The following is a 22976-nucleotide window of genomic DNA, read 5'->3' as shown; positions in this document are numbered from 1 at the left end:
AGCCTAGGCGATCATCCCCACACCGCCGCCACCTCGTCGACCACCGCCGCCGCCTGCGCCCGTCCCGCCCGCGCCGCGCCGGCCCGCCGGGCCGGGTCCAGCACGTTGCGGCCGATCGCCGTCCGGGCGCCCGCGTCCGGCATCACCACCGCCACCTGCGCCCCGTCCGCCCGCAGCGCCGCCACCTGAACCGACAACCGCGGCATCGGCCCGAACGCCGCCGCCATCGGCGCCAGCACCACCACCCGTTCCGCGCCCGCCGCCAGGTCCGCGTTCACCGCCGACCGCATGCCCCCGTCCATGTACCGCCGCCCGCCGACCGTCACCGGCGGCCACACACCCGGCACCGCACAGCTCGCCCCCACCGCGTCCACCAGCGACACCCCCGAATCGGCGTCGAACACCACGAACTCGCCCGTCGCCACGTCCACCGCCGTCACCAGCAACCGCCGCGGCGGCCAACCACGCGTCGGCAACCGAGACTCGATCACCGCCCGCCGGGACTGCTCCGACGGCGTACGCGCCGCGACCGCCATCGCCCCGATCCGCGCCCGCGCCGCCACCGGATCCCGGGTCACGCCGCCCGCCCACACCAGCCGCGCCAGCGCCGGCCACCCCAGCCGCGCCGCCACCTCACCGCCGGCCGGGCGCAGCTGCGCCGCGTACAGGTCCTCGACCGGTACGCCCGAGCACACCTGCGCGCCCACCACCGAGCCCGCCGACGTCCCCACCACCAGGTCGGCCGCGGCCACCTCGACGCCCCGCTCGGCCAACCCGGCGAGCAGCCCGAGCTCCCACGCCACCCCGGTGACCCCACCGCCGCCCAGCACCAACGCCCGTGACACGCGCCACCTCCTCCGCAAGCTGCCGGTCACGGTAACGTCGGGCATCCGCGCGGACCAGGGGAGAGGGCATTGAATCCCGTCACCGTCATCACCGGCGGCAGCCGCGGCATCGGCGCCGCCACCGCCCGCCGCCTCGCCCACGCCGGCCACCACGTCGCCTTCTCCTACCGCCGCGACCGCACCGCCGCAGAGAAGGTGCTCGCCGACCTGCACGCCACCGGGGTACGCGCCGTCGCCATCCCCGCCGACACCCGCGACCCCGACCAGATCACCGCCCTGTTCGACGCCGCCGCCGACCTCGGCCCGGTCACCGGCCTGGTCAACAACGCCGGCGTCACCAGCCCCATCGGCCCCTTCGTCGACCTCGACCCGGGCGACCTGCGCCACGTCGTCGACGTCAACCTCGTCGGCTACATCCTCGCCGCCCAGCAGGCCGCCCGACGGATGAGCACCGGCGGCGCGATCGTCAACGTCTCCTCCGTCGCCGCGACCCTCGGCAGCCCCGGCGAGTACGTCCACTACGCCGCCGTGAAGGCCGCCACCGACACCCTCACCGTGGGCCTGGCCAAGGAACTCGCCCCCCGCGGCATCCGCGTCAACGCCGTTGCCCCCGGCATCATCCGCACCGAGATCCACGCCCTGTCCGGTCAACCCGACCGTCCCGACCGCGCCGCCGCCCGCATCCCGCTCGGCCGCCCCGGGGAACCCGACGAGGTCGCCGCCGCCATCGCCTGGCTGCTCGGCCCGGACGCCAGCTACACCACCGGCACCGTCCTGCGGGTCGGCGGCGGCCTCTGACGGGCGGCAGTCCCCCTCTTCGTTCTCGCCCGGGTTGGCGGTCGCGCCGACGTCGGGTGACCCACGTCGCCCCCATGGCATTGCAGTCGCATCGTGAACCGGATACGGTCAGATGCAGTGCAGTCGTATTGCAAAATTCTGGGGGAGGCGTCCCATGCAGGTCGTTCCGCTGTCCGACATCACCGCCGACATGGCGGACCTCGTCGGCGGCAAAGCAGCCGGCCTGGGGGAACTGATCCACCACGGCGAACACGTCCCACCCGGCTTCTGCATCACCACCGACGCCCTGACCGGCGACCTCCCGGCCGCGGAGATCACCGACGCGTACCGCCACCTCGGCGGCGGCCCCGTCGCCGTACGCTCCAGCGCCACCGCCGAGGACCTGCCCGACGCCAGCTTCGCCGGCCAGCAGGACACCCTCCTCGACGTCACCGGCGACGCCGGCCTCCTCGCCGCCGTCGACGCCTGCCGGGCCTCCCTGCACGGCCCCCGCGCCACCGCCTACCGCGACGCCCACCACATCGACCACGACACCGTCCGGATGGCCGTCGTCGTGCAACGCATGGTCGCCCCCACGGTCTCCGGCGTCCTCTTCACCGCCAACCCGCTGACCGGCAACCGCACCCAGATGCTGGTCGACGCCGCCCCCGGCCTCGGCACCGCCGTCGTCGACGGCGCCACCACCGTCGACCACTACCTCCTCGACGGACCCGACCACCACGACACCGGCTGCCTCACCCCGGCGCAACTGGCCGAACTCCACGCCCTCGGCCAGCGCCTCCAGCACCACCTCGGCAGCCCACAGGACGTCGAGTGGGCGTACGACCACGACGGCACCCTCTGGGTGCTCCAGTCCCGACCCATCACCACCCTGTTCCCACCGCCCCCACCCACCGACAAGCCCGAACCCCGCGTCTACCTCGAATTCGGCCACGTCCAAGGCATGCTCCAGCCCGTCACCCCGATGGGCATGTCGTCGCTCAAGGCGGTCATCGCCGCCATGCTCGCCGCCCTCGGCGTCCGCGTCGACATCGTCGACATCGGCGGGCGCCTCTACGGCGACCTCACCGACCAGGCCCGCGACCCCGCCACCCGCAAACGGCTGGTCAAACTCCTGGCCGTCGACTTCGGACCCCGGGCCCAGGCCGTCATGCAACACGTCCTCGCCGACCCCCGCTTCGCCCCGCAACCCCGGCGCACCCGCACCGCCGGCGGCCCCACCGCCCGCACCGCCGGCCGCGCCGCCAGCGGCGTCCTGCGGGCCCTCACCCGCCCCGACACCGCCCGCGAACGCATGCTCGACGCCATCGACCGGATCCGCCGCACCTGCGCCGCGCCCACCGACCTGACCACCCCCGCCGACCGGCTCCGCTTCGTCCGCGACCAGGACACCACCGACAGCCCCAACGAGATCATCTGGCCCATCATGGCCGGCATGCTCGCCGCCGCCCTGCCCCCGTACCTGCTCAAGGGCATCGCCGCACCCGGCGAGATCCACACCGTCCTGGGCGGCATGCCGCACAACGTCACCATCGAGATGGACCTCGCGCTGTGGCACGTCGCCCAGCACGCCACCGACCACCGCCGGCTCCTGCTCGACACCCCACCGGCGGAACTCACCGCCCGCCACCGGCAGGGCACCCTGCCCGACATCGGCCTGGACCGGTTCCTCGACACCTACGGCCACCGCGGCGTCGCCGAAGTCGACCTCGGCGTGCCCCGCTGGGAGGAGGACCCGACACCCGTCTTCGCCATGCTCGCCAACTACCTGCGCCTCACCGACCCCGACCAGGCCCCCGACCGACGGTTCGCCCGCGCCGCCGCCACCGCCGAGGCCACCCTCACCGACCTCGCCACCCGCGCCCGCCGCCGACGGCCCGTCCGCGGCCGCCTCGCCGTGTTCCTGCTGCGCCGCGCCCGCGCCCTCGCCGGCCTGCGGGAGGCCGGCAAGTTCGCCGGCCTCTACCGCCTCCGGGAGATGCGCCGGCAACTGCTGCACATCGGCGCCGACCTGACCGACGCGAAACTGCTGGACCGGCCCGACGACGTCATGTTCCTCACCCTCGACGAGGTGCACGACGCCGTCCACCACGGCACCGACCACCGGGACACCGTCACCGCCCGCGCCGCCACCCACCGCCGCGAACTGCGCCGCCGCACCATTCCGGTGGCGCTGCTCTCCGACGGCACCGACCTGGAGACCGTCCTGCCGGCCGCCCCCGCCGCCGAAGGCACGCTGCGCGGCGTCGGCGCCGCACCCGGCCGGATCACCGGCCCCGCCCGCATCGTCCACGACCCGGCCACCGCCCGCATCGAACCCGGCGACGTCATCGTCGCCGCGACCACCGACCCCGGCTGGACGCCGCTGTTCCTCACCGCCGCCGGCCTGGTCACCGAGACCGGCGCCGTCATGGCCCACGGACCCACCGTCGCCCGCGAGTACGGCATCCCCGCCGTCATCTGCGTCCCCGACGCCACCCGCGCGATCACCGACGGGCAACTCGTCACCGTCGACGGCGCCGCCGGCACCGTCACCGCGCTCCGTCCCGGTGCGACCGCACCGTGAAAGCATCGACACCATGCCGAAGAAGGTGGACCCCCGGCAACGCCGGACACTCATCGCCGACGCGCTGATGCGGGTCGCCGCCGAGCAGGGACTGGAAGCCGTCAGCCTGCGCCACGTCGCCGCGGCGGCCGGCGTCTCGGCCGGAATGGTGCAGCACTACTTCCGCACCAAGGACGAGATGATGACCTTCGCCCTGTCCGTCGTCCGCGACCGCAGCCAGGCCCGGGTGACCGACGCGGTCACCGCCCTCGGCGACCGACCCGCACCACGGCACCTGCTCCGGGCGATGATCTCCGCGCTGCTGCCGCTCGACGAGCAGTCCCGCGACGACGGCCGCGTCGCACTGGCGTTCCTCGCCTACACCGCCGTACGGCCGGAGACCGCCGCGACCCTGCGCGAGGACAACGCGCAGATGGTCGCCTTCGTCGCCGGCCTCCTCCCGAGCCCGCGCGCCGACGACGCCGCGGCCGGCCTGCTCGCGCTCATGGAGGGCCTCGGCGTCCAACTCCTCAGTGGCAACTACACCCCGCAGCAGGCGCTGCGCGCACTGGACCACCACCTCGACCTGATCTTCGAACCGGCGGCAGGGGAGAGGCACCCGATCAGCCCGAGGTGAGGAAATCCCGCCCCACCGCGCCGCTCACCGTCCTGGGGGCACAGCGTCATCCGGTCCTGGCGCCGACCCGGGCCACCCGCTCACCGCCGGCCGACCCGGCGTCGACCAGAACGCCGGGATTCAACACCCAGGACGGGTCCAACGCGGCCTTCGCCGCCCGCAGCGCCAGCGCCACCGGATCCGGGCGCTGCCGGTCGTACCAGGGACGATGGTCGCGGCCGACCGCGTGGTGATGGGTGATCGTGCCGCCCGCGGCGAGCAGCGCCTCGGACACGGCGTGCTTGATCTGGTCCCACTGCGCGAGCATGCCGTCCCACCGGCCCGCCGCGTAGACACCGAAGTAGGGGGCCGGCCCGTCCGGGTAGACGTGCGTGAACCGGCAGGTGACCACACCGGTCGCGCCGACCTCGGCCAGCGCCGCGCCGGCCGCGTCCAGCACCGCCGCGCGCAGCGCCGGGTAGCGGTCCCAGGTGCAGGCGGTCTCGAACGTCTCCACGATCATCGACCGCGCGGCGAGCGCGTCCCGCTGGTACGGCATCCGCAAGAACGACGACCGCCACGTGTCCACGGCGCCGCCACCCCGCCCACCGGACACGTCGCCGTGCCGGGGCGGCTCCGGCAACGTCCCGCCGTGGTCGCGGCACAGCTCGACAGCCCGGTCCAGCGCCGCTGCGACCGGATGGTCGGCCGACTCGAAGCCCAGCACCAGCACCCCTCCGCCGGTGGCGGCGCCCGCGTTGAGCAGGGCCTCCGCCGGGTCGAGCAGCCGGCAGTTGCTCGGGTGCAGCCCGGACTGGGCGACCGCCCGGGTGGCCCCGACCGCCGCATCGTGGTCGTCGAAGTGCACCGCCGCGTCCGCCCGCCAGCGCGGCCGGTCCTGCAGGCGCAGCCACGCCTCGGTGACGACCCCCAGCGCACCCTCCGAGCCGAGGAAGAGCCGGTCAGGTGACGGCCCCGCGCCGGAGGCGGGCAGCCGCCGGGACTGGCTGACACCCGACGGGGTGACCACCCGCAGCGACTCCACCAGGTCGTCGATGTGCGTGAGGACGGTCGCGTAGTGCCCGCCCGCCCGGGTGGCCAGCCAGCCGCCCACCGTGGAGAACTCGAACGACTGCGGGAAATGCCGCAACGTCACGTCGTGCGGGCGTAGCCGCTCCTCCAGCGCCGGGCCGAACACCCCGGCCTGGATGCGCGCCGCCCGGCTGGTCCGGTCGACCTCCAACACCCGGTCGAGCCGGCCGAGGTCGAGACTGACCGCGCCGGAATAGCCGTCGTGCACCCGCGGCTCCACACCGCCCACCACCGACGAGCCGCCCCCGTAGGGGATCACCGCGACCCCGTCCCGCGCGCACCAGTCCAGCACGTCGACGACGTCCTGTTCCGACGCCGGGCGGACGACCAGGTCCGGTGGGTGCCGCACGTCGCCGTGCAGGTTCCGGACGACGTCCCGGAACGCCTTGCCGTGCGCGTGGGCGGCCCGGTCGGTCGGCTCGGTCGAGCACAGACGCGCCAACGACGCCGGCGGGACGACCCGGGACGGCCGCAGACCCAGCTCCGCCACCGGCGGCGGATCGTGCCGGGTCAGATCGGCCTCGGGCAGCACCGCGCGCACCCGGCCGGTCAACGCGTCGGCCTCCGCGCCGCTCACCGCGTCCTCGACGTGGCCCCAACCCCACCACGAACGGTGCTTGCCGACCATCCGGCCTCCCCGCCGTCAACCAGCCCGACTCGCCGTAACCTACTCGACCGACGGCGCAGCCGGTGGCCGCGTCTCCGGCGGCAGGAGCGGTGTCAGACCACCTCGAGGTTGGCCATCATGCCCATGTCCTCGTGTTCGGCGTTGTGGCAGTGGAAGAGGTAACGGCCGCGGTAACCGTCGAAACGGGTGATGATCTCCGCCGATTCGCCCGGCCGCAGCGCGACGGTGTCCTTGAGGCCCGCGTCGTGGGGCAGCGGCGGCCGGCCGCTGCGCGAGAGGATCCGGAAGCCGACCAGGTGCAGGTGCACGGGGTGGTGGACGTCGGCGACCAGCCGCCACACCTCCACCTCCCCGAGACCGACGGTGACGTCGGAACGAGCCGGGTCGAACGGAATCCCGTCGATCACCCATCCATGATCGCCGTGCAGGCGACCGGCGCGGAAGGAGAAGTCGCGCACCCTGACGGCGTCCGACCGCCGCCAGGCCGGCAGATCGCCCGACAGGACGCGGGGGATGCGGCTGCCGTCGGCGGCCTTGCGCGCCACCCGGAAGGCCATCACCTCGCGGGTACGCCCGGAGCCCAGCCGGTTGACCACTCTGACGCGACCGCCGACCGGGACACCGGAGAAGTCGATGACCACGTCGTAACGCTCGGCCGGCGCGATCGGCAGCACACGATGGGTGACCGGCGCCGCCAGCAGCCCCTGGTCGGCGCCGACCTGGACGAGATCGAGCCGACGCCCGTCGTCGCTCACCGCTTCGAGCTCGTAGTGCCGGGCGTTGGAGGCGTTCAGGATCCGCAACCGGTAGCGAACCGCGTCCACCTCGTGCACCGGCCACGGGGCGCCGTTGACCAGGATCACGTCACCGAGGACCCCGCCGAGATAGGGCTCGCGAACGCCCAGCCGCCCGCGCAGCGTCGGGTCGAGGGCGGGGTAGTCGAGACCGCCGTCAGCGGCGAACGAACGGTCCATGATCACGAGGGGCAGTTCGCGCCGCCCCGCGGGCAGACCGAGCGCGTCCTCGGCGTCGTCCCGGACGATCTGCAGCCCGGCCAGCCCCCGCCAGATCGCGGGAGCGGTGAAGTCCATCCGATGGTCGTGGTACCACAGCAGCGCCGGCCGCTGCTCCAACGGGAAGGTGTAGTCGCGCGTCAGCCGGGTCACCACGGCCCGCGGATCGTGGTGCATGCCGTGCCCGCTGCCGTGCCCACCGTGGCCGCGGTGGTGCCCGCCGTGGCCGGGATCCGGCCAGCCCTCGGGAAGGACCAGGTCCGTCGGATACCCGTCGGACGCCGCCGGGGTGCGTCCGCCGTGCAGGTGCACGACGGTCGGCACGGGCAACTCGTTGCGGTGGGTCACGGTGACCGGCCGGCCGCTGCGCGACTCGATCGTCGGCCCCGGGAAGGTCCCCTCGTACGTCCACACCGGCGTCCTGACACCCGGCAGGATCTCCACCGTCGCCTCCCGCTGGGTGATCTCGTAACGGTCGGCACCGCCCGCCGTGCTGACCGGCTTCAACACGGCGGGAATCGGCAGCGGCACCTGGAACGGCGGCGGTAGCGGTATGGCGCTGCGCAGCAGCGCACCCGTGACCGCCGGCCGGCGGGCCATCGCGGCCGACGCCGACAGCCCGGTGACCGCCATCAACCCGAGCGTCCCACCGATGCCCAGCATCCGCCGCCTGGTCATGCCGGAGCCCACGTCGTGCTCACCCATCGCGGGCCTCCCGCCGCAGGAGGGGCCGACGCCAGACCGCGATGAACTGCACGACGAGCGCGGCGACGGTCATCACGCCCAGCGGGATGTGCAGCCACAGCGCGCCGTCCAAACCGGCGAGATACTGCCCCGTCTCGGCCGCCACCACCGCCGTCGTGGCCAGGAACGGCCAGACCTGACGCAGCCGCACCCACACCACGACCGCCGCGATGACCTGCAGGTAGCCGATGGAGGTGACCACGTCGGCGCCGACCACGTGCCAGCGCAGGCTGTCGAAATCACCGGTCAGATACACCCCGGCGAACACCGGCTGGCCGACGATCGCCACCACGTGCGCGCTGACGACGGCCCGCAGCACCCACCCGGCGCGGCCCGTCCGACCGACGGCCTCCGGCCGAGCCGGCGCGACCGGGCGGAACCTGTTGGCCGCGGTGGCCATGGGATGTCCTCCTCACGTTGTCCTCGATGCGGGAACACCACCACGTTATGACCTGGAGGGTTATCCTGCCCAAGACGAATATTGCTATGACGTTATGTCGTTGGAGGCATGACGGACACGACGGCGGGCACCGCCGCCACCCGGGACGCGCACGAACGAGGAGAGCCGTCATCGACCTGCACACGCTCAGGCAGTTCCTCGTGGTGGCCCGGCTGGAACACCTCAACCGCGCGGCCGACGAACTCCACGTCGCCCAGCCGTCACTGAGCCGCACCATCGCCCGGCTGGAGAGCGAGCTCGGCACGCCCCTGTTCGACCGTGCCGGCCGGCTCCGGCTGAACGACGCCGGCAAACTCTTCCGCGACTACGTCGAACGGTCCCTCGGCGAGCTCGACGCGGGGCGGCGGGCCGTCGCCGAGGCCGCCAGCGAGGGCCTCGGCACCGTGCGACTGGCGTCGGAGACCTTCCTCGCCCTCGCCCGGCCGCTCGCGGCGTTCCGGCGGGCCCACCCCTCCATCGAGGTCGAACTGCACCAGATGGCCGCCGGTGACATGGCCCGCCACCTGCGCGCCCAGGACGTCGACCTCTGCGTCGCCACCCAGCCGATCCCCGCCGAGGGCCTGCAAGCGGTCCAACTGCTCGACGAAGCGGTGTGGCTGGCCACGCCGCTCGACCACCCGCTGGCGGCGCGCACCTCGGTCGGCGTCGACGACCTCGCCGACCAGCCCTTCATCACCACCCGCCAGGGGCACTGGCAACGCCGGCTCCTCGACCACCTCTTCGCCGCACGGGGCCGCACACCGAAGATCGTCTGTGAAGGCGACGAGCCCGCCGCCATCCAGGCCCTGATCGTCGCCGGGCTCGGCGTCGGTCTCGCCCCCGCCATCGCCCGCCGGGCCCCCAGTTCTTCCACCGTCGCCTGGGTGGCCGTCGACAGCCCCGACTCCCGTCGCACCCTCACCCTGCTCTGGGGGACCGGCAACCATCTCTCGACCGCCGCCCGCCTGATGCGCAGCACGATCACCGGCTGGGACTGGATCGCCGGAGAACCGTGAGCTGACCCGGACGGGTGTTCCCGGCCGGTCGGGCGCGCCGGTCGGCCAGCCGCCGACCTGCCGGTCGAGGACGGGTTCCGCCTGAACGACCTCGACCCACTAAGCATTCGATAATGTACATTATGTCAAGTAAACCGGATCGGCCCTCCCTCAGGGAGCGGTACGTGCGGTGCGACGACCGGCAGCCAGCGGTCTTCCTTGGCGACCGCCGCCACGTGACCGTCGGCGCTGGGTAGCCGCACGGCGAACTCGTCGCCGAGGCGGAACGTGCGGTTGTCCCAGCCCTGCCGGGCGACGGGTGTGACCGTCAGGTCGCTCCACTGCGGAAACTGCGCCCGGACGAGGTCGCGTACGAGTTCCCCGTCGATGTCGACCATGGCTGGAGTCGTCCGGCTCGACTCGGACGTCCAACCGTTTGCGCCGCGCCTCGGCGGGGCGCTGCCGGAACCGTCTGCTCCCCTGCCCGCTCCCTCCCGAACGCGAAAACCATGCATAATACTGCTTATGCATGACAAAGCGGACGAACCGGTAATGCGGCTGATCGAGGAGTTCCTGACCGACCGCACCACCCGCAAGCCCTCCCCGCACACCCTCGAGGCGTACCGTCGGGACCTGCGGACGGTGGCGGCCCTCGCGGTCGAGGAGGCCACCCCTCCCCTCCCCCTCGACGTCCTGCCCGTCGCCGCCCTCACCCCCCGGGTCCTGCGGGCGGCGTTCGCGCGGTTCGCCGCTCCCCGCTCCGCCGCGTCGGTGCACCGGGCGTGGTCCACCTGGAACAGCTTCTTCTCGTTCCTGGTCGCCGACGGGATCGTCGCCGGCAATCCGATGCCGGCGGTGGGGCGGCCCCGCGCACCGCTCCCCCGGCCCAAGCCGCTGCGCGGCGCGGACACCCCGGAGCAGTTGCTGGCGGCGGTGGCCCGGGCCGACGGGCGGCAACGCGACCCGTGGCCCGAACGGGATCTGGCGGTGCTGGCCCTCGCCCTGTGCGCGGGGCTGCGGCTGTCCGAGCTGCTGGCGCTGCGGGTGGCGTCGCTCGCCGGGCGGGCCGGTGAGCGGCGGCTCGACGTGGCCGGCAAGGGTGGGCGGCCGCGGGTGGTGCCGGTGGAGCCGGAGTTGGACGTGGTGCTGGCGGACCATCTGGACAGTCGCCGGCGCCGGTTCGGCGCCCGCAGCGTACGCCCCGACTCGCCGTTGCTGGTGGACCGGCGGGGTGAGGCGTTGCGCCGGGGTGGGTTGCAGTACCTGGTGGACTCCTGTTACCGGCGGGCGGGGATCGGTGACCGGGTGCCGCGGGGGGCGCGGCTGCACGCGTTGCGGCACACGTTCGCGACGCGGTTGGCGGAGGACGGGGCGAGCGCGGCGGAGATCATGCGGTTGCTGGGGCACGCGTCGTTGGCGTCGTCGCAGGCGTACATCGAGGTGACGGCGGGTCAGCAGCGGGCGGCGGTGCGGGCGAACCGCACGTACCGGGCGTTGGCGGGGTTGCTGCCGGCTCAGGACGGGGGCGGCTGAGCGGATCGCCGGGAGGATGGTGGTGGCGGATGCGCTGGCCGGGCGGGGTGTGGCAGGCTGGGCCCGGACGCGACTGGCGGCACCGGGGATGGGAGTGACCATCGGGGAGCTCGTCGCGGAAGGTCGACCGCCTGGGCCTTCCGCGGGGCGAGGTGACCCATGTCCCGATCGACGACGACGGCCCGGCTGTTGCCGGGTGGGCCGGTGGCGGATCAGGTGCTGGCCGAGGTGGCCGGGGATGTGCGGGCGTTGCGGGCGGTGGGGGTGACGCCGTCGTTGGCGACGGTGCTGGTCGGTGACGACGACGCGAGCGCCGGCTACATCCGGATCAAGCAGCGGCAGGCGGCGGAGTTGGGGTTCGCGTCGCCGCATGTGCATCTGCCGGCGTCGGCGTCGCAGGCGGACCTGCACGCGGTGTTGGCGGACTTCAGCGCCGACCGGGCCGTGCACGGGGTGCTGGTGCAGCATCCGATCCCGGCGCGGTTGGACTACGACCGGGCGGTGGAGGTGCTGGACCCGGACAAGGACGTGGACGGGATGCACCCGGTGAACATGGGGCGGCTGGCGTTGGGGTTGCCGGGGCCGTTGCCGTGCACGCCGGCGGGCATCGAGGCGTTGCTGGCGTACCACGGGGTGCCGGTGGCGGGCCGGGAGGTGGTGGTCCTGGGCCGGGGTGCGACGTTGGGCCGGCCGCTGGCGATGCTGCTGGCGCAGAAGCGGCCGACGGCGAACGCGGCGGTGACGGTGGTGCACACCGGGGTGGCGGACTGGCCGCGGTACACGCGGCGGGCGGACATCCTGGTGGCGGCGGCGGGGGTTCCGGGGATCGTGCGGCCGGAGCACGTGCGTCCGGGTGCGGTTGCGGTACGAGGGGCGGCGGTTGCTGCCGGATGTGGACGAGTCGTGCGCGGAGGTGGCGGGGGCGATCACGCCCCGGGTCGGTGGGGTGGGGCCGACGACGGTGGCGATGCTGTTCCGCAACGCGGTGCGCGCCGCCCGCCGGGCCGCCCGGCCGGCCACCGCGGGTTAGCCGAGGTCGACCACGAGTGGCCGGTGGTCGGAGATGGTCGACAGGGGTGTGCGGACGGCGGTGACCGGCGGGAGCAGGTCGAGGCCCTGCCGGTCGGCGAGGACGTGGTCGAGTTGGACGCGGGGCTGGCCGGCCGGGTAGGTGGGGCGGCGGCCGAGGGGGCGCCAGCCGCTGATCAGGCGGGCGGCTCCGGCGGGCAGGTTGAGGTCGCCGAGGAGGATCCGCGGCGCGGGCAGGGTGCGCAGCGCGCGGACGGTCTGCCGGAGCTGCCTGGCGTTCCAGCCGGGGACGAACGACAGGTGGGTGGCGGCGACGGTGAGCGGGCCGCGGGGGGTGTCGAGGACGGCGGCGAGCACGACGCGGGGTTCGTCGTGCAGCAGGACGAGCCCGCCGCCGGGGCCCGGCACGTACACCGGTGAGCGGACCGGCGCGGGTTTCAGGCGGGTGACCCGCCACTTGGTGACGGGGTGGCGGCTGACCAGGCCGATGCCGTAGCAGGGTTCGCCGTGGCCGTCGTCGTCGTGGGTGAGCGGTCGGAACTGTTCGCCGGGGGTGCCGACGACGGCGGCGGCGAAGCGGTGTTCGGGGGCGCCGAGGGCGCGGGCGGCGATGGCGGTCAGGTCGAGCTTGCCGCTGCGGCTCTGGTCGCGGTCGACCTCCTGCAGGGCGAGGACGTCGGCGTCGAGGGCGTTGACGGCGGCGGTGAGCCGGTCGGGGTCGACCAGCCCGTCGGTGAGGGACCGGCCGTGCAGGAGGTTGAAGGTGGCCAGGCGCACCTGGTCACTGTATGCCGCCGTGGCATGGTTGCCGGGTGCTGAAGGTGCTGGTGTGTTCGGGGCTGGTGTTCGTGGCGGTGGGCTCGGTCGGGGTGTGGTTGCGGCGGCGTCGCGGCCGGTGACGGGGCCCGCGGGGGGGCGGTGAGGCTGGCCACAGCGGTTCCGCGTCGTGGGGCGGGGGTGGGCAGAATGGCCGCCCGTGGACCTGGACCCCTTTTCGCTGACCGCCCTGCTCGCCGTCGCCGCGATGGCGGGGTGGGTGGACGCGGTGGTCGGTGGTGGGGGTCTGTTGCTGTTGCCGGCGTTGCTGGTGGGGGCGCCGGGGATGCCGGTGGCCACGGCGTTGGGTACGAACAAGCTGGCGGCTGTCGCGGGGACGGCGACGGCGGCGGTGACGTACGCCCGGCGCACGAAGCTGGACTGGGCGGTGGCGGGCCCGGCGGCGGGCCTGGCGGTGTTGTGCGCGGGTGTGGGGGCGGCGTTGGCCGGGGCGGTGCCGGCGTCGGCGTACCGGCCGGTGGTGCTGGCGGTGCTGGTGGCGGTGGCCGTGTTCGTGGTGGCGCGGCCGCGGTTGGGGGTGGTGGCGCAGCCGCACCGGCGTACCCGGGCCCGGATGGTGGTGGCGGTGGCGGTTGCCGGGGTGGGCATCGCGCTGTACGACGGTCTGGTGGGGCCGGGGACGGGCACGTTCCTGGTGTTGGCGTTCACGGCGCTGGTGGGCGCGGACTTCGTGCACGGGTCGGCGATGGCGAAGATCGTCAATGCGGGCACGAATCTGGGTGCGCTGGTGGTGTTCGCCGCGACCGGGCACGTGTGGTGGCTGCTCGGGGCGGCGATGGCGGTGTGCAACATCGCCGGGGCGGTGCTGGGGGCGCGGATGGCGCTGCGCCGCGGGTCCGGGTTCGTGCGTGGGGTGCTGCTGGTGGTGGTGCTGGCGCTGGTGGGCAGGCTCGGGTACGACCAGTGGTTGGCGGGCTGAGCGGCGGGGCGGGCGGTCGCTGACCCGCGCCGGGTGGCCGGGCACCGGGCGTGTGATCATCGGCGGGTGGCGGTGCGGGCGGAACACGACCGGGCGGTGCTGGCGGACCTGCTGGGCGCGGATCCGGTGTTGCACGCGTACCAGTTGGGTGATCTGGACGACTTCTTCTGGCCGTACACGTCGTGGTTCCGCCGTGGGGAGGCGGTGGCGCTGCTGTACCACGGGGCGGTGCCGGCGACGTTGCTGGCGTTCGCCCCGCCGGCGGGGTTGGCGGGGCTGGCGGCGCTGCTCGGTGACCTGGCGCCGGTGTTGCCGGCGCGCTTGTACGCGCACCTGTCCCCCGGTCTGGAGGCGGCGTTGGCGGGCGCGTTCACGGTGGGGGCGAGCGGCGGCCACCTGAAGATGGCGTTGACCGACCCGGTGCGTCTGGCGGCGGTGCCGCCGGCCGGGGTGGTGCTGGGCGCGGCGGATCTGCCGGCGCTGCGGGCGCTGTACGCGGAGGCGTATCCGGGCAACTGGTTCGATCCCCGGATGGTGGACACCGGCCAGTACGTGGGGGTGCGCGACGGCGGTGGCCTTGTCGCGGTGGCCGGGGTGCACGTGTGGTCGCCGCGCTACCGGGTGGCTGCGGTCGGGAACGTGACCACCCATCCGCGGGCGCGGGGTCGGGGCCTGGGGGCGGCGGTGGTGGCGGCGTTGTGCCGGCGGCTGCGGTCCTCGGTGGAGCATGTGACGTTGAACGTGCGGGCGGACAACGGGCCGGCGGTGCGGTTGTACGAGCGGCTCGGTTTCACCCGCGTCGCCGACTACGGGGAGTTCACGCTGACCGGGCGTTGACGCCCCGCCGGGTGGGTCGTGGCCCGGCGCCGGGGGTCGTGTGCTACCGGCGCGCGTCGAAGCGGCCGGCGCGGATCTCCCGCAGGGCCCGGCGGCGGGTGTCGCCGCGCAGCGTGTCCACGTAGAGGCGGCCGGCGAGGTGGTCGGTCTCGTGTTGCAGGGCGCGGGCGAGGAACCCGGAGCCGGTGATGGTCAGCGGTTCGCCGTGCTGGTCGACGCCGTGCGCGGTGGCGTGCATGGCGCGCGGGGTCGGGAAGTACAGGCCGGGGATGGACAGGCAGCCCTCGTCGTCGTCCTGGAGTTCCTCGGACAGTTCCAGCGTCGGGTTGATCAGGTGGCCGCGGTGCCCGTCGGCGTCGTAGACGAACACCTGGGCGCTGACGCCGATCTGCGGGGCGGCGACGCCGGCCCGGCCGGGCGCGCCGAGCAGGGTGTCCATCAGGTCGGTGACCAGGGCGCGCAGTTCGGCGTCGAAGGTGGTGACCGGCTCGGCGGGGGTTCGCAGCACCGGGTCGCCGATGATCCGGATCGGGCGCATCGTCATGCGGGCAAGGTTATCGGTCGGCCCCGGCGGCGCTCGCCGGCCCGCCGCTGTCGGTGGGTCGGTGGCGGACGAGGACCTCGATGCCGTCGAGGATGCGGGCCAGGCCGAAGTCGAACGCCCGCTGCGGGTCGCCGGCGGCCTGGTACTCCTGCCCCGCGGCGGTGCCGACGCGGGCGGCGAGCGGGAACCGGCGCGGGTCGAGGGCCTTCTCCAGGTACGGGGCGTGCGCCGCCCACCACTGCTGCTCGGTCATGCCGGTGCTGGCGGCGGCCTGGGCGGCCTCCACGGCGCTGCGGACCGCGCCGTGGACGAACCCGTCGACGAGGGTGACGACGGCGTCCATCTCCAGGTCGGTCAGGCCGATTCCGTCGACCGCGCGCAGCTCCTGCTCGTAGCGGGCGATCAGGTGTGGGCCCAGCGGGGGGCGGGTGGTGGCGACCTGCAACAGCCACGGGTGCCGCAGGTAGCGGGCCCAGTTGTCCCGGGCGACCCGCTCCAGGCGGGCCCGCCAGCCGGCGCCCGGGTCGTCGGTCGCGGCGTCGACGGTCTCCCCGTGGACGGTGTCGAGCATGACGTCGAGGAGTTCACCCTTGCCCGGCACGTACGTGTAGAGGCTCATCGTGCCGACGCCGAGGCGTTCGGCGACGCGCCGCATGGACAGGGCGGCGAGCCCTTCGGTGTCGGCGACGTCGATGGCCGCCCGGACGATGCGGTCGACGGACAGGTCGGGCCGGCCCCTGCGGCTCACCCGCTCCCGGGTCCGCCACAGCAGGGCGAGGCTGCGGGCGGGATCGCCGGTGCCGCTGTACTCGGTCGTCACGCCGATCACCCTACCGTCCGCCGTACCGTATGATGTACCGTACGGCGTACGGAAACCGAGGATCGGGGGTGCGGATGCCAACGGCGATCGACGCGCAGGGGCTGCGCAAGCGGTACGGCGACACGCGGGCGCTGGACGGGCTGGACCTGACCGTCCCCGCCGGCGGGGTGTGCGGGCTGCTCGGCCCGAACGGGGCGGGCAAGACCACGACGGTGCGGATCCTCACCACCCTGCTGCGCCCGGACGCGGGCCGCGCCACCGTCGCCGGCGCCGACGTACTGCGCCACCCCGACCGGGTCCGCGCGCGCATCGGCCTGGTCGGTCAGCACGCCGCCGTCGACGAGGTGCTCAGCGGCCGGCAGAACCTGGTGCTCTTCGCGCGCCTGCACCACCTGCCGATCTCCCGGGCGCGGGCACGGGCGGCGGAACTGCTCGACCGGTTCGACCTCGCCGACGCCGCCGACCGGCCGGTCGGCACGTACTCCGGCGGCATGCGCCGTCGGCTCGACCTGGCCGCCGGGCTGATCCTCGACCCGCCGGTGCTCGTCCTCGACGAGCCCACCACCGGCCTGGACCCGCGGGCGCGGGCGCAGGTGTGGGACGCCGTGCGCGGGCTCGCCGCGGCCGGCACCACCGTGCTGCTGACCACGCAGTACCTGGAGGAGGCCGACCAGTTGGCCGACACCCTGCGGGTCGTCGACCGGGGCCGGGTGATCGCCGCCGGCACCCCGGACGAGTTGAAGACCGCGCTCGGCGGTGACCGCGTCGACGTGGTGCTGTCCCGCCCCGACGATCTGGACCGGGCGGTACGCCTCGTCGCCGTCGCCGTCGGCGCGGCACCCGACGTCGACCCGGCGGCGCTGCGGCTCAGCGTGCCCGTCACGCGGCGGGTCACGGCTCTCGCCGCCGTGCTGCGGGCGCTCGACGACGCGGGGCTCGCCGCGGCGGACGTCGCGGTGCGCCGCCCCACCCTCGACGAGGTGTACCTGCGGCTCACCGCCCGGGACGCCCCCGACACCGACCGGACGGTGACCGTGTGACGACCCTGCCCGCACAGCGGCTGCGCTTCGCCGTCTCCGACAGCCTGGTGCTCACCGGCCGCGCGCTCGCACACGCGGTCCGCCAACCGGTGCCGGTGCTGGTCGGGCTGCTCTTCCCGGTGCTGCTGGTGCTGATGTTCGGCTACCTGTTCGGCGGCGCGATGACCGTGCCCGGCGGCGGTGACTACCGGGAGTTCCTGCTGCCCGGCATGTTCGCCATGACGATGGTCTTCGGCATCGAGGCCACCTACACGGCGGTGGCCACCGACGCCGCCCGAGGCGTCACCGACCGGTTCCGGACGCTGCCGATGGCGCCGTCGGCGGTGGTCACCGGCCGGGCCGCCGCCGACCTGCTCCACTCGGCGGCCGGCCTGGCCGTGATGCTCGCCTGCGGGTTGGCCGTCGGCTGGCAGTGGCGGGCCGGGCCGGCGCGGGCGCTGGCCGCGGTGGGACTGCTCCTGCTGCTGCGCTTCGCGCTGATCTGGGTCGGCATCCACCTGGCGTTGGTGCTGCGCCGCCCCGAGTCGGTGGTCGCGTTGCAGATCCTGGTGTGGCCGGTCGGGTTCACCTCCAACGCGTTCGTGGCACCCGACACGATGCCGGGCTGGCTCGCGGCGCTCGCCGGGTGGAACCCGCTGTCGGCCACCGTCGCGGCCTGCCGGGAGTTGTTCGGCAACCCGGGCTGGGGCGGCGACACGTTCGCCGCGCAGCACGCCGTCGCCCTCGCCGTCGCCTGGCCGCTGCTGCTGATCGCGGTGTTCCTGCCGCTGTCCGTGCGCCGCTACCACCGGTCGGGCCGGTGACGCGACGGCATGCCGCCCGCCGACCGCGACGGCGACTTCGCCGACGCGTACGCGCGCCTGGAACTGCTGGAGGCTGCCGGCCACGGCACCGGCCCGGGCATGGCCGACGGGGTCCGCGCCGCCCTGGACGAGTTCGCCCTGGACGAGTTGGCCCGGCCGCGCTGAACGGCGCTCCCCGCCGCGACGCCGGGTGCCGTCACGGCCGCTATGGAGCTGAGCCGTCGACGACATCACAGCCGAGGCGGCCCGAACCGTTCACGACATCAGTTCCACAGCGGGCCGGGCCACGGGTCCGTCCGGGAACGGCGCCGACGGACCTGCGCCGGTGAGACGGCGTGGAACCGGCGAGGGCGCCACCGGCCGGCAAGGGCGTCACCGGCCGGCGAGGGTGGCGCGGACCGGTCCGGTCTTGGCGGCGGCCTCGGCGACCTCGGCGTCCGGGTCGCTGCCCCACGTGATGCCGCCGCCGGCCCACACGTGCAGCCGCTCGGCGTCGGCGGCGGCGGTGCGGATGGTCAGGCCCAGGTCGACCCGGCCCGCGGCGACCCAACCCAGCGCGCCCATGCTGGCGCCCCGACCGACCGGTTCCAGGGCGGCGAGGTGCTCCAGGGCGGCGAGCTTCGGCGCGCCGGTGACCGACCCGCCGGGGCAGACGGCCCGGAGCAGGTCGGCCAGGCCCAGGCCGTCGGCGACGGCCGACGACACGGTGGACTCGGCCTGCCACAGGTCGCACCAGCGGCGTACGGCGAACAGCTCGTCCACCCGGACGCTGCCGGTGCGGGCGACGCGGGCCAGGTCGTTGCGTTCCAGGTCGACGATCATGACGTGTTCGGCGCGTTCCTTCGCGCTGGCCAGCAGCTCGGCGCGGCCGGCGGCGGTGGCCGGGCGGGTGCCCTTGATGGGTCGGGTGAGCACCCGTCCGCCGGTGACCTCCACCAGGGTCTCCGGGGAGGCGCAGCCGATCGCCCAGCCGGCGCCGGCCAGGGTGCCGCCGTAGCGGGCGCCGGGCAGCGCGCCCAGGCGGGCGAGGGCCGGCAGCGGGTCGCCGGTGTAGGGGGCGGCGGCGTGCCCGACGAGGTTGACCTGGTAGACGTCGCCGCGGCCGATGGCGTCGCGGACGGCGCGGACGGCGTCGGCGTGCTGCCGCGGCGTCCAGCTCTCCGCCCACGTTCCGAGCCACCAGCCGGCGGCCGGCCGGCGCGCGGGGGCGGCGGCCGCGGCGTGCCGGTAGACGACGACCGCGACCTCGGGCAGCGCCGGGGCCGGGTTCGGGGCGCCCACGGCGCCGCCGGCGATGGCCGCGCCGGCGGCGGCGGAGACGTACAGGGCGGCCCCGCACACCCCGCCGGGGCGGTGGGCGGGGGCCGGGCGGGCGAGGTCGTCCAGGTGGAGGCCGTGGGCGGCGAGGAAGGCCTGCGCGGTCGCGGCCGGGTCGCCGCCGTCGGCGGGCCGCCATTCCCAGCGGGCCGACTCGACGAGGGTACGGCGACAGCCGGCCGGCGCCCCCGGCACATCGACCACTACCCGTGGGAGCGTTTCCACGCCGTCTGGCCCAATCTGCCTCGTCCGTTCAGCGGATTTCGTGTCTCGCACGCGCGTACCTGCTCGATGCCGGCCACTTTCGCTTGGTACTGTGCGTCACTGGTCATGTGAACCATGACACAGTGCCCCCACAGTCCGGAGAACCCGATGTGCCAGCACCAACCCACCTGCCCCTCCGCTGAAGCGACCGACCGGGACGCCGCCAAGGCCATCGCCTGTTTCCCTGAGCAGGGCTGGAGCCTGCTCTGCAACGGGGTCATCGTCTTCGAGGACACCGGCGAGCTGCTTCCCGACGGCCGCACCATCGCCCCGCACCGCGGCCCCGCCCGCCACGCCCTCGTCGCCTGACCGACCACTCAGCGTAACGTTCCTGTTCACGCCGGCTTCAGGCTAGTCCCCCGGTCCGGGACCAGTGGCGGCGGAGTCGACGTGAGCGGCCGGGGCGGCCCACGACCGCCCCGGCGGCACCCTCGTCAGCTCTCGAACGCCTCCGGCGCCGGGCACGAGCAGACCAGGTTCCGGTCGCCGTACGCGCCGTCGATACGACGCACCGGCGGCCAGTACTTCCCCGCCCGCTCGGCGGCCGGGTAGGCGCCCACCGACCGCGGGTACGGGTGCGGCCACTCGTCGGCCGACACCATCGCCGCCGTGTGCGGCGCGTTCGCCAGGGGGTTGTCCCCGGCCGGCCACTCCCCCGACCCCACCTTGTCGATCTCCGCCCGGATCGCGATCATCGCGTCGCAGAACCGGTCCAGCTCGGCCAGGTCCTCGCTCTCGGTCGGCTCCACCATCAGCGTCCCCGCCACCGGGAACGACATCGTCGGCGCGTGGAACCCGTAGTCGATCAGCCGCTTCGCCACGTCGTCGACGCTCACCCCGGTCGCCTTCGTCAGCGGCCGCAGGTCCAGGATGCACTCGTGGGCGACGAGGCCCTTGTTGCCCGCGTACAGCACCGGGAAGTGCCCGCGCAGCCGCGCCGCCACGTAGTTCGCCGCGAGCACCGCCACCCCGGTGGCCCGGGTCAGCCCGGACGCGCCCATCATCCGCAGGTACGCCCACGGGATCGGCAGGATGCCCGCCGACCCGTACCGGGCCGCGGAGATCGCCGGCCGGCCCTCGGCGGCGGTGAGCGGGTCGCCGGGCAGGAACGGCGCCAGGTGCGCCCGCACCGCCACCGGACCCACCCCGGGGCCGCCGCCGCCGTGCGGGATGCAGAACGTCTTGTGCAGGTTCAGGTGTGACACGTCCGCGCCGAACGTGCCCGGCTTGGCGAACCCGACCAGGGCGTTGAGGTTCGCCCCGTCCACGTACACCTGGCCGCCGGCGTCGTGGACCTTCGCGCACAGCGACGCGATCCCCGTCTCGTACACGCCGTGCGTCGACGGGTACGTCACCATGATCGCGGCGAGCGCGTCCCGATGCTTGTCGATCTTCGCGTCGAGGTCGACCAGGTCGACGTTGCCGTCGGCGTCGCAGCCGACCACGACCACCCGCATGCCCGCCATCACCGCCGACGCGGCGTTGGTGCCGTGCGCCGATGACGGGATCAGGCACACCTCCCGGTGCCCCTCGCCGCGGGAGCGGTGGTACGCGCGGATCGCCAGCAGCCCGGCCAGCTCACCCTGCGAGCCGGCGTTGGGCTGCACGCTGACCGCGTCGTAGCCGGTCACCTCGGCCAGCCAGCCCTCCAGCTGGGCGATCATCTCCCGGTAGCCGGCGGTCTGCGACGGCGGCGCGAACGGGTGGATGTGCGCGAACTCCGCCCAGCTCACCGGCTCCATCTCGGTGGTGGCGTTGAGCTTCATCGTGCACGACCCCAGCGGGATCATGCCCCGGTCCAGGGCGTAGTCGAAGTCGGCCAGGCGCCGCAGGTAGCGCAGCATCGCCGTCTCCGAGTGGTGGGTGCGGAACACCGGGTGGGTGAGGAAGTCACTCGTGCGGGACAGGCCCGCCGGCAGCGCCGCGTCCAGGTCGCCGGTGAACGCCGGCACCCCGAACGCCGTCCACACCTGCTCCAGGTGGCCGGTCGTGGTGGTCTCGTCGCAGGAGATCCCGACCCGGTCGGCGTCGACCAGCCGCAGGTTCACGCCGCGCCGCGCGGCGGCCGCGACGACGTCGGCGGCCCGGCCGGGCACGGTCGCGGTGACGGTGTCGAAGAACGCGACGTCCGCGACGCCGACGCCGCCGGCGCGCAGCCCGGCCGCGAGCCGCGCCGCCATCTCGTGGGTACGCGCCGCGATCGCCCGCAGCCCGTCCGGGCCGTGGTACACGGCGTACATGCCGGCCATCACCGCGAGCAGCACCTGCGCGGTGCAGATGTTGCTGGTCGCCTTCTCCCGCCGGATGTGCTGCTCACGGGTCTGCAACGCCAGCCGGTAGGCCGGGTTGCCGTCGACGTCCCGGGACACGCCGACCAGCCGGCCGGGCAGCACCCGCTCGAGGCCCGCGCGCACCGCCAGGTAACCGGCGTGCGGCCCACCGAACCCCATCGGTACGCCGAACCGCTGGGTGGTGCCGGCGGCGATGTCGGCGCCGATCTCGCCCGGCGGGCGCAGCAGGGTCAGCGCGAGCAGGTCCGCGGCCACGGTCACCAGCGCGCCGGCGGCGTGGGCGGCGTCGACCAGGCGGGAATGGTCCCGTACCGCCCCGGACGCGCCCGGGTACTGCAGGTGCAGGCCGAAGAACTCCGCCGGCAGCTCCTCGGTGTCCAGGTCGACCACGCGCACGTCGATGCCGAGCGGCTCCGCCCGGCCGGTGATCACCGCGACGGTCTGCGGCAGGGCGTCCGCGTCGACCACGTACACCGGGCTGGTGCTCTTCGAGGCGCGGCGGGCGAGGGTCATCGCCTCGGCCGCGGCGGTGCCCTCGTCGAGCATGGAGGCGTTCGCGGTGGCCAGCCCGGTCAGGTCGGTGACCATCGTCTGGAAGTTCAGCAGCGCCTCGAGGCGGCCCTGGCTGATCTCCGGCTGGTACGGCGTGTACGCCGTGTACCAGGCCGGGTTCTCCAGCACGTTGCGGCGGATCACCGCCGGGGTGCGGGTGCCGTGGTAGCCGAGCCCGATCATGGACACGGCGACGGTGTTGCGGGCGGCCAGGGCGCGCAGCTCGGCGAGCGCGTCGTGCTCGCTGGCCGGCGCCGGCAGGTCGAGGGTGCCGTGCCAGCGGATCACCTCGGGGATCGCCGCGTCCATCAGCTCGTCGACGGAGCCGTAGCCGACGACCTCCAGCATCCGGCGCTCGTCGTCCGGGTCGGGGCCGATGTGGCGGGCGGCGAACTGCTCTGCGGTCATGGGCTGCGCTCCCGGGGGGCGAGGTCGACAGGTCGCCCTCCCCCTCTGTCGCGCCCACGGGCGCTCC

The 22976-nt window shown here is 74.6% G+C and carries 21 protein-coding genes, 2 pseudogenes and 1 riboswitch; of the genes and pseudogenes, 13 read left to right on the top strand and 10 right to left on the bottom strand.

Annotated features, from left to right (window positions below; translation table 11 throughout):
* Positions 1 to 11: 11 nt before the first annotated feature.
* Positions 12 to 845 carry a patatin-like phospholipase family protein gene (locus ACN26Y_RS22580; protein ID WP_155332200.1) on the bottom strand — a complete coding sequence of 278 codons (834 nt, stop codon included), beginning with the start codon at positions 843 to 845 and terminating at the stop codon, positions 12 to 14.
* 69 nt (positions 846 to 914) lie between these two features.
* Here ACN26Y_RS22580 and ACN26Y_RS22575 point away from each other — a divergent pair, with 69 nt between their 5' ends.
* The 3 genes from ACN26Y_RS22575 to ACN26Y_RS22565 all read left to right on the top strand — a co-directional run bounded on the left by ACN26Y_RS22575 (position 915) and on the right by ACN26Y_RS22565 (position 4825).
* Positions 915 to 1643 (top strand): SDR family oxidoreductase, encoded by a 729-nt coding sequence (locus ACN26Y_RS22575; RefSeq protein WP_422733481.1) that lies wholly within the window; start codon positions 915 to 917, stop codon positions 1641 to 1643.
* A gap of 154 nt (positions 1644 to 1797) precedes the next feature.
* On the top strand, positions 1798 to 4209 hold the full coding sequence (locus ACN26Y_RS22570) for a PEP/pyruvate-binding domain-containing protein (protein ID WP_422733480.1): 2412 nt from the start codon (positions 1798 to 1800) through the stop codon (positions 4207 to 4209).
* A gap of 13 nt (positions 4210 to 4222) precedes the next feature.
* Positions 4223 to 4825: a TetR/AcrR family transcriptional regulator gene (locus ACN26Y_RS22565; RefSeq protein WP_155332197.1), complete on the top strand. Its 603-nt coding sequence runs from the start codon at positions 4223 to 4225 to the stop codon at positions 4823 to 4825.
* A gap of 46 nt (positions 4826 to 4871) precedes the next feature.
* Here ACN26Y_RS22565 and ACN26Y_RS22560 read toward each other — a convergent pair whose 3' ends face one another.
* The 3 genes from ACN26Y_RS22560 to ACN26Y_RS22550 all read right to left on the bottom strand — a co-directional run bounded on the left by ACN26Y_RS22560 (position 4872) and on the right by ACN26Y_RS22550 (position 8681).
* The gene (locus ACN26Y_RS22560; RefSeq protein ID WP_366599048.1) at positions 4872 to 6524 is read right to left on the bottom strand and encodes an FAD-binding oxidoreductase; all 1653 of its coding nucleotides are present in this window, start codon (positions 6522 to 6524) and stop codon (positions 4872 to 4874) included.
* A gap of 92 nt (positions 6525 to 6616) precedes the next feature.
* The gene (locus tag ACN26Y_RS22555; protein WP_230688718.1) at positions 6617 to 8242 is read right to left on the bottom strand and encodes a multicopper oxidase family protein; all 1626 of its coding nucleotides are present in this window, start codon (positions 8240 to 8242) and stop codon (positions 6617 to 6619) included.
* Complete coding sequence (locus ACN26Y_RS22550; protein WP_230688717.1) at positions 8235 to 8681, bottom strand: hypothetical protein; 447 nt, start codon at positions 8679 to 8681, stop codon at positions 8235 to 8237. Before ACN26Y_RS22550 ends, ACN26Y_RS22555 begins: the two co-directional genes overlap by 8 nt.
* A 26-nt stretch (positions 8682 to 8707) precedes the next feature.
* On the opposite strand from ACN26Y_RS22550, the gene ACN26Y_RS22545 reads away from it, so the two are divergent.
* On the top strand, positions 8708 to 9736 hold the full coding sequence (locus tag ACN26Y_RS22545) for a LysR family transcriptional regulator (RefSeq protein WP_422733479.1): 1029 nt from the start codon (positions 8708 to 8710) through the stop codon (positions 9734 to 9736).
* 125 nt (positions 9737 to 9861) lie between these two features.
* On the opposite strand, the gene ACN26Y_RS22540 is transcribed toward ACN26Y_RS22545, so the two are convergent.
* Positions 9862 to 10113, bottom strand: a complete 252-nt coding sequence (locus ACN26Y_RS22540; RefSeq protein WP_155332195.1) for a phosphotransferase — start codon at positions 10111 to 10113, stop codon at positions 9862 to 9864.
* 127 nt (positions 10114 to 10240) lie between these two features.
* On the opposite strand from ACN26Y_RS22540, the gene ACN26Y_RS22535 reads away from it, so the two are divergent.
* Positions 10241 to 11248: a tyrosine-type recombinase/integrase gene (locus ACN26Y_RS22535; protein ID WP_155332194.1), complete on the top strand. Its 1008-nt coding sequence runs from the start codon at positions 10241 to 10243 to the stop codon at positions 11246 to 11248.
* A gap of 62 nt (positions 11249 to 11310) precedes the next feature.
* Positions 11311 to 11392, top strand: a riboswitch (ZMP/ZTP riboswitch).
* Positions 11393 to 11407: 15 nt separating this feature from the next.
* Positions 11408 to 12278 (top strand): annotated as a pseudogene (locus ACN26Y_RS22530) (bifunctional 5,10-methylenetetrahydrofolate dehydrogenase/5,10-methenyltetrahydrofolate cyclohydrolase).
* Here ACN26Y_RS22530 and ACN26Y_RS22525 read toward each other — a convergent pair.
* A complete protein-coding gene (locus ACN26Y_RS22525) occupies positions 12275 to 13054 on the bottom strand; it encodes an endonuclease/exonuclease/phosphatase family protein (protein WP_155332192.1) in 780 nt (259 codons plus the stop codon). The pseudogene ACN26Y_RS22530 and the gene ACN26Y_RS22525 overlap by 4 nt on opposite strands.
* Before the next feature lie 205 nt (positions 13055 to 13259).
* Between ACN26Y_RS22525 and ACN26Y_RS22520 the strand changes: the two genes are divergently transcribed.
* From ACN26Y_RS22520 to ACN26Y_RS22510, 3 genes and pseudogenes are all read left to right on the top strand, one after another.
* Positions 13260 to 14033 (top strand): sulfite exporter TauE/SafE family protein, encoded by a 774-nt coding sequence (locus ACN26Y_RS22520; protein ID WP_422734965.1) that lies wholly within the window; start codon positions 13260 to 13262, stop codon positions 14031 to 14033.
* 261 nt (positions 14034 to 14294) lie between these two features.
* A pseudogene (locus ACN26Y_RS22515) lies at positions 14295 to 14396 on the top strand (GNAT family N-acetyltransferase); the annotation flags it as partial.
* 39 nt (positions 14397 to 14435) lie between these two features.
* Entirely contained in the window at positions 14436 to 14870 is a 435-nt protein-coding gene (locus ACN26Y_RS22510) for a GNAT family N-acetyltransferase (RefSeq protein WP_370463364.1), read from the top strand.
* A 43-nt stretch (positions 14871 to 14913) separates the two neighbouring features.
* Here the strand turns inward: ACN26Y_RS22510 and def are convergent, their stop codons facing one another.
* Together def and ACN26Y_RS22500 are read right to left on the bottom strand one after the other, a co-directional pair.
* Positions 14914 to 15414, bottom strand: coding sequence for a peptide deformylase (gene def, locus ACN26Y_RS22505; RefSeq protein WP_155332190.1), 501 nt, complete (start codon positions 15412 to 15414; stop codon positions 14914 to 14916).
* A 10-nt stretch (positions 15415 to 15424) separates the two neighbouring features.
* Entirely contained in the window at positions 15425 to 16234 is an 810-nt protein-coding gene (locus ACN26Y_RS22500) for a TetR/AcrR family transcriptional regulator (RefSeq protein ID WP_155332189.1), read from the bottom strand.
* 74 nt (positions 16235 to 16308) lie between these two features.
* On the opposite strand from ACN26Y_RS22500, the gene ACN26Y_RS22495 reads away from it, so the two are divergent.
* Genes ACN26Y_RS22495 through ACN26Y_RS22485 form a run of 3 tightly spaced genes read left to right on the top strand, consistent with a single transcriptional unit; the run spans position 16309 to position 18242 of the window.
* Positions 16309 to 17274 (top strand): ATP-binding cassette domain-containing protein, encoded by a 966-nt coding sequence (locus ACN26Y_RS22495; protein ID WP_366599039.1) that lies wholly within the window; start codon positions 16309 to 16311, stop codon positions 17272 to 17274.
* On the top strand, positions 17271 to 18077 hold the full coding sequence (locus tag ACN26Y_RS22490) for an ABC transporter permease (RefSeq protein ID WP_155332188.1): 807 nt from the start codon (positions 17271 to 17273) through the stop codon (positions 18075 to 18077). The genes ACN26Y_RS22495 and ACN26Y_RS22490 overlap by 4 nt, the downstream gene beginning before the upstream one ends.
* 9 nt (positions 18078 to 18086) lie before the next feature.
* A complete protein-coding gene (locus tag ACN26Y_RS22485; protein ID WP_422733478.1) occupies positions 18087 to 18242 on the top strand; it encodes a hypothetical protein in 156 nt (51 codons plus the stop codon).
* A 207-nt stretch (positions 18243 to 18449) separates the two neighbouring features.
* On the opposite strand, the gene ACN26Y_RS22480 is transcribed toward ACN26Y_RS22485, so the two are convergent.
* Positions 18450 to 19598: a chorismate-binding protein gene (locus ACN26Y_RS22480; RefSeq protein WP_422733477.1), complete on the bottom strand. Its 1149-nt coding sequence runs from the start codon at positions 19596 to 19598 to the stop codon at positions 18450 to 18452.
* A 168-nt stretch (positions 19599 to 19766) separates the two neighbouring features.
* Here ACN26Y_RS22480 and ACN26Y_RS22475 point away from each other — a divergent pair, with 168 nt between their 5' ends.
* Positions 19767 to 19967 carry a DUF5999 family protein gene (locus ACN26Y_RS22475; protein WP_155332186.1) on the top strand — a complete coding sequence of 67 codons (201 nt, stop codon included), beginning with the start codon at positions 19767 to 19769 and terminating at the stop codon, positions 19965 to 19967.
* A 125-nt stretch (positions 19968 to 20092) separates the two neighbouring features.
* On the opposite strand, the gene gcvP is transcribed toward ACN26Y_RS22475, so the two are convergent.
* A complete protein-coding gene (gcvP, locus tag ACN26Y_RS22470; protein WP_422733476.1) occupies positions 20093 to 22909 on the bottom strand; it encodes an aminomethyl-transferring glycine dehydrogenase in 2817 nt (938 codons plus the stop codon).
* Positions 22910 to 22976 lie beyond the last annotated feature (67 nt).

This window comes from Micromonospora sp. WMMD558, assembly GCF_049315255.1.
Taxonomy (GTDB): domain Bacteria; phylum Actinomycetota; class Actinomycetes; order Mycobacteriales; family Micromonosporaceae; genus Micromonospora.
This window is presented reverse-complemented; position numbering and strand designations above follow the sequence as displayed.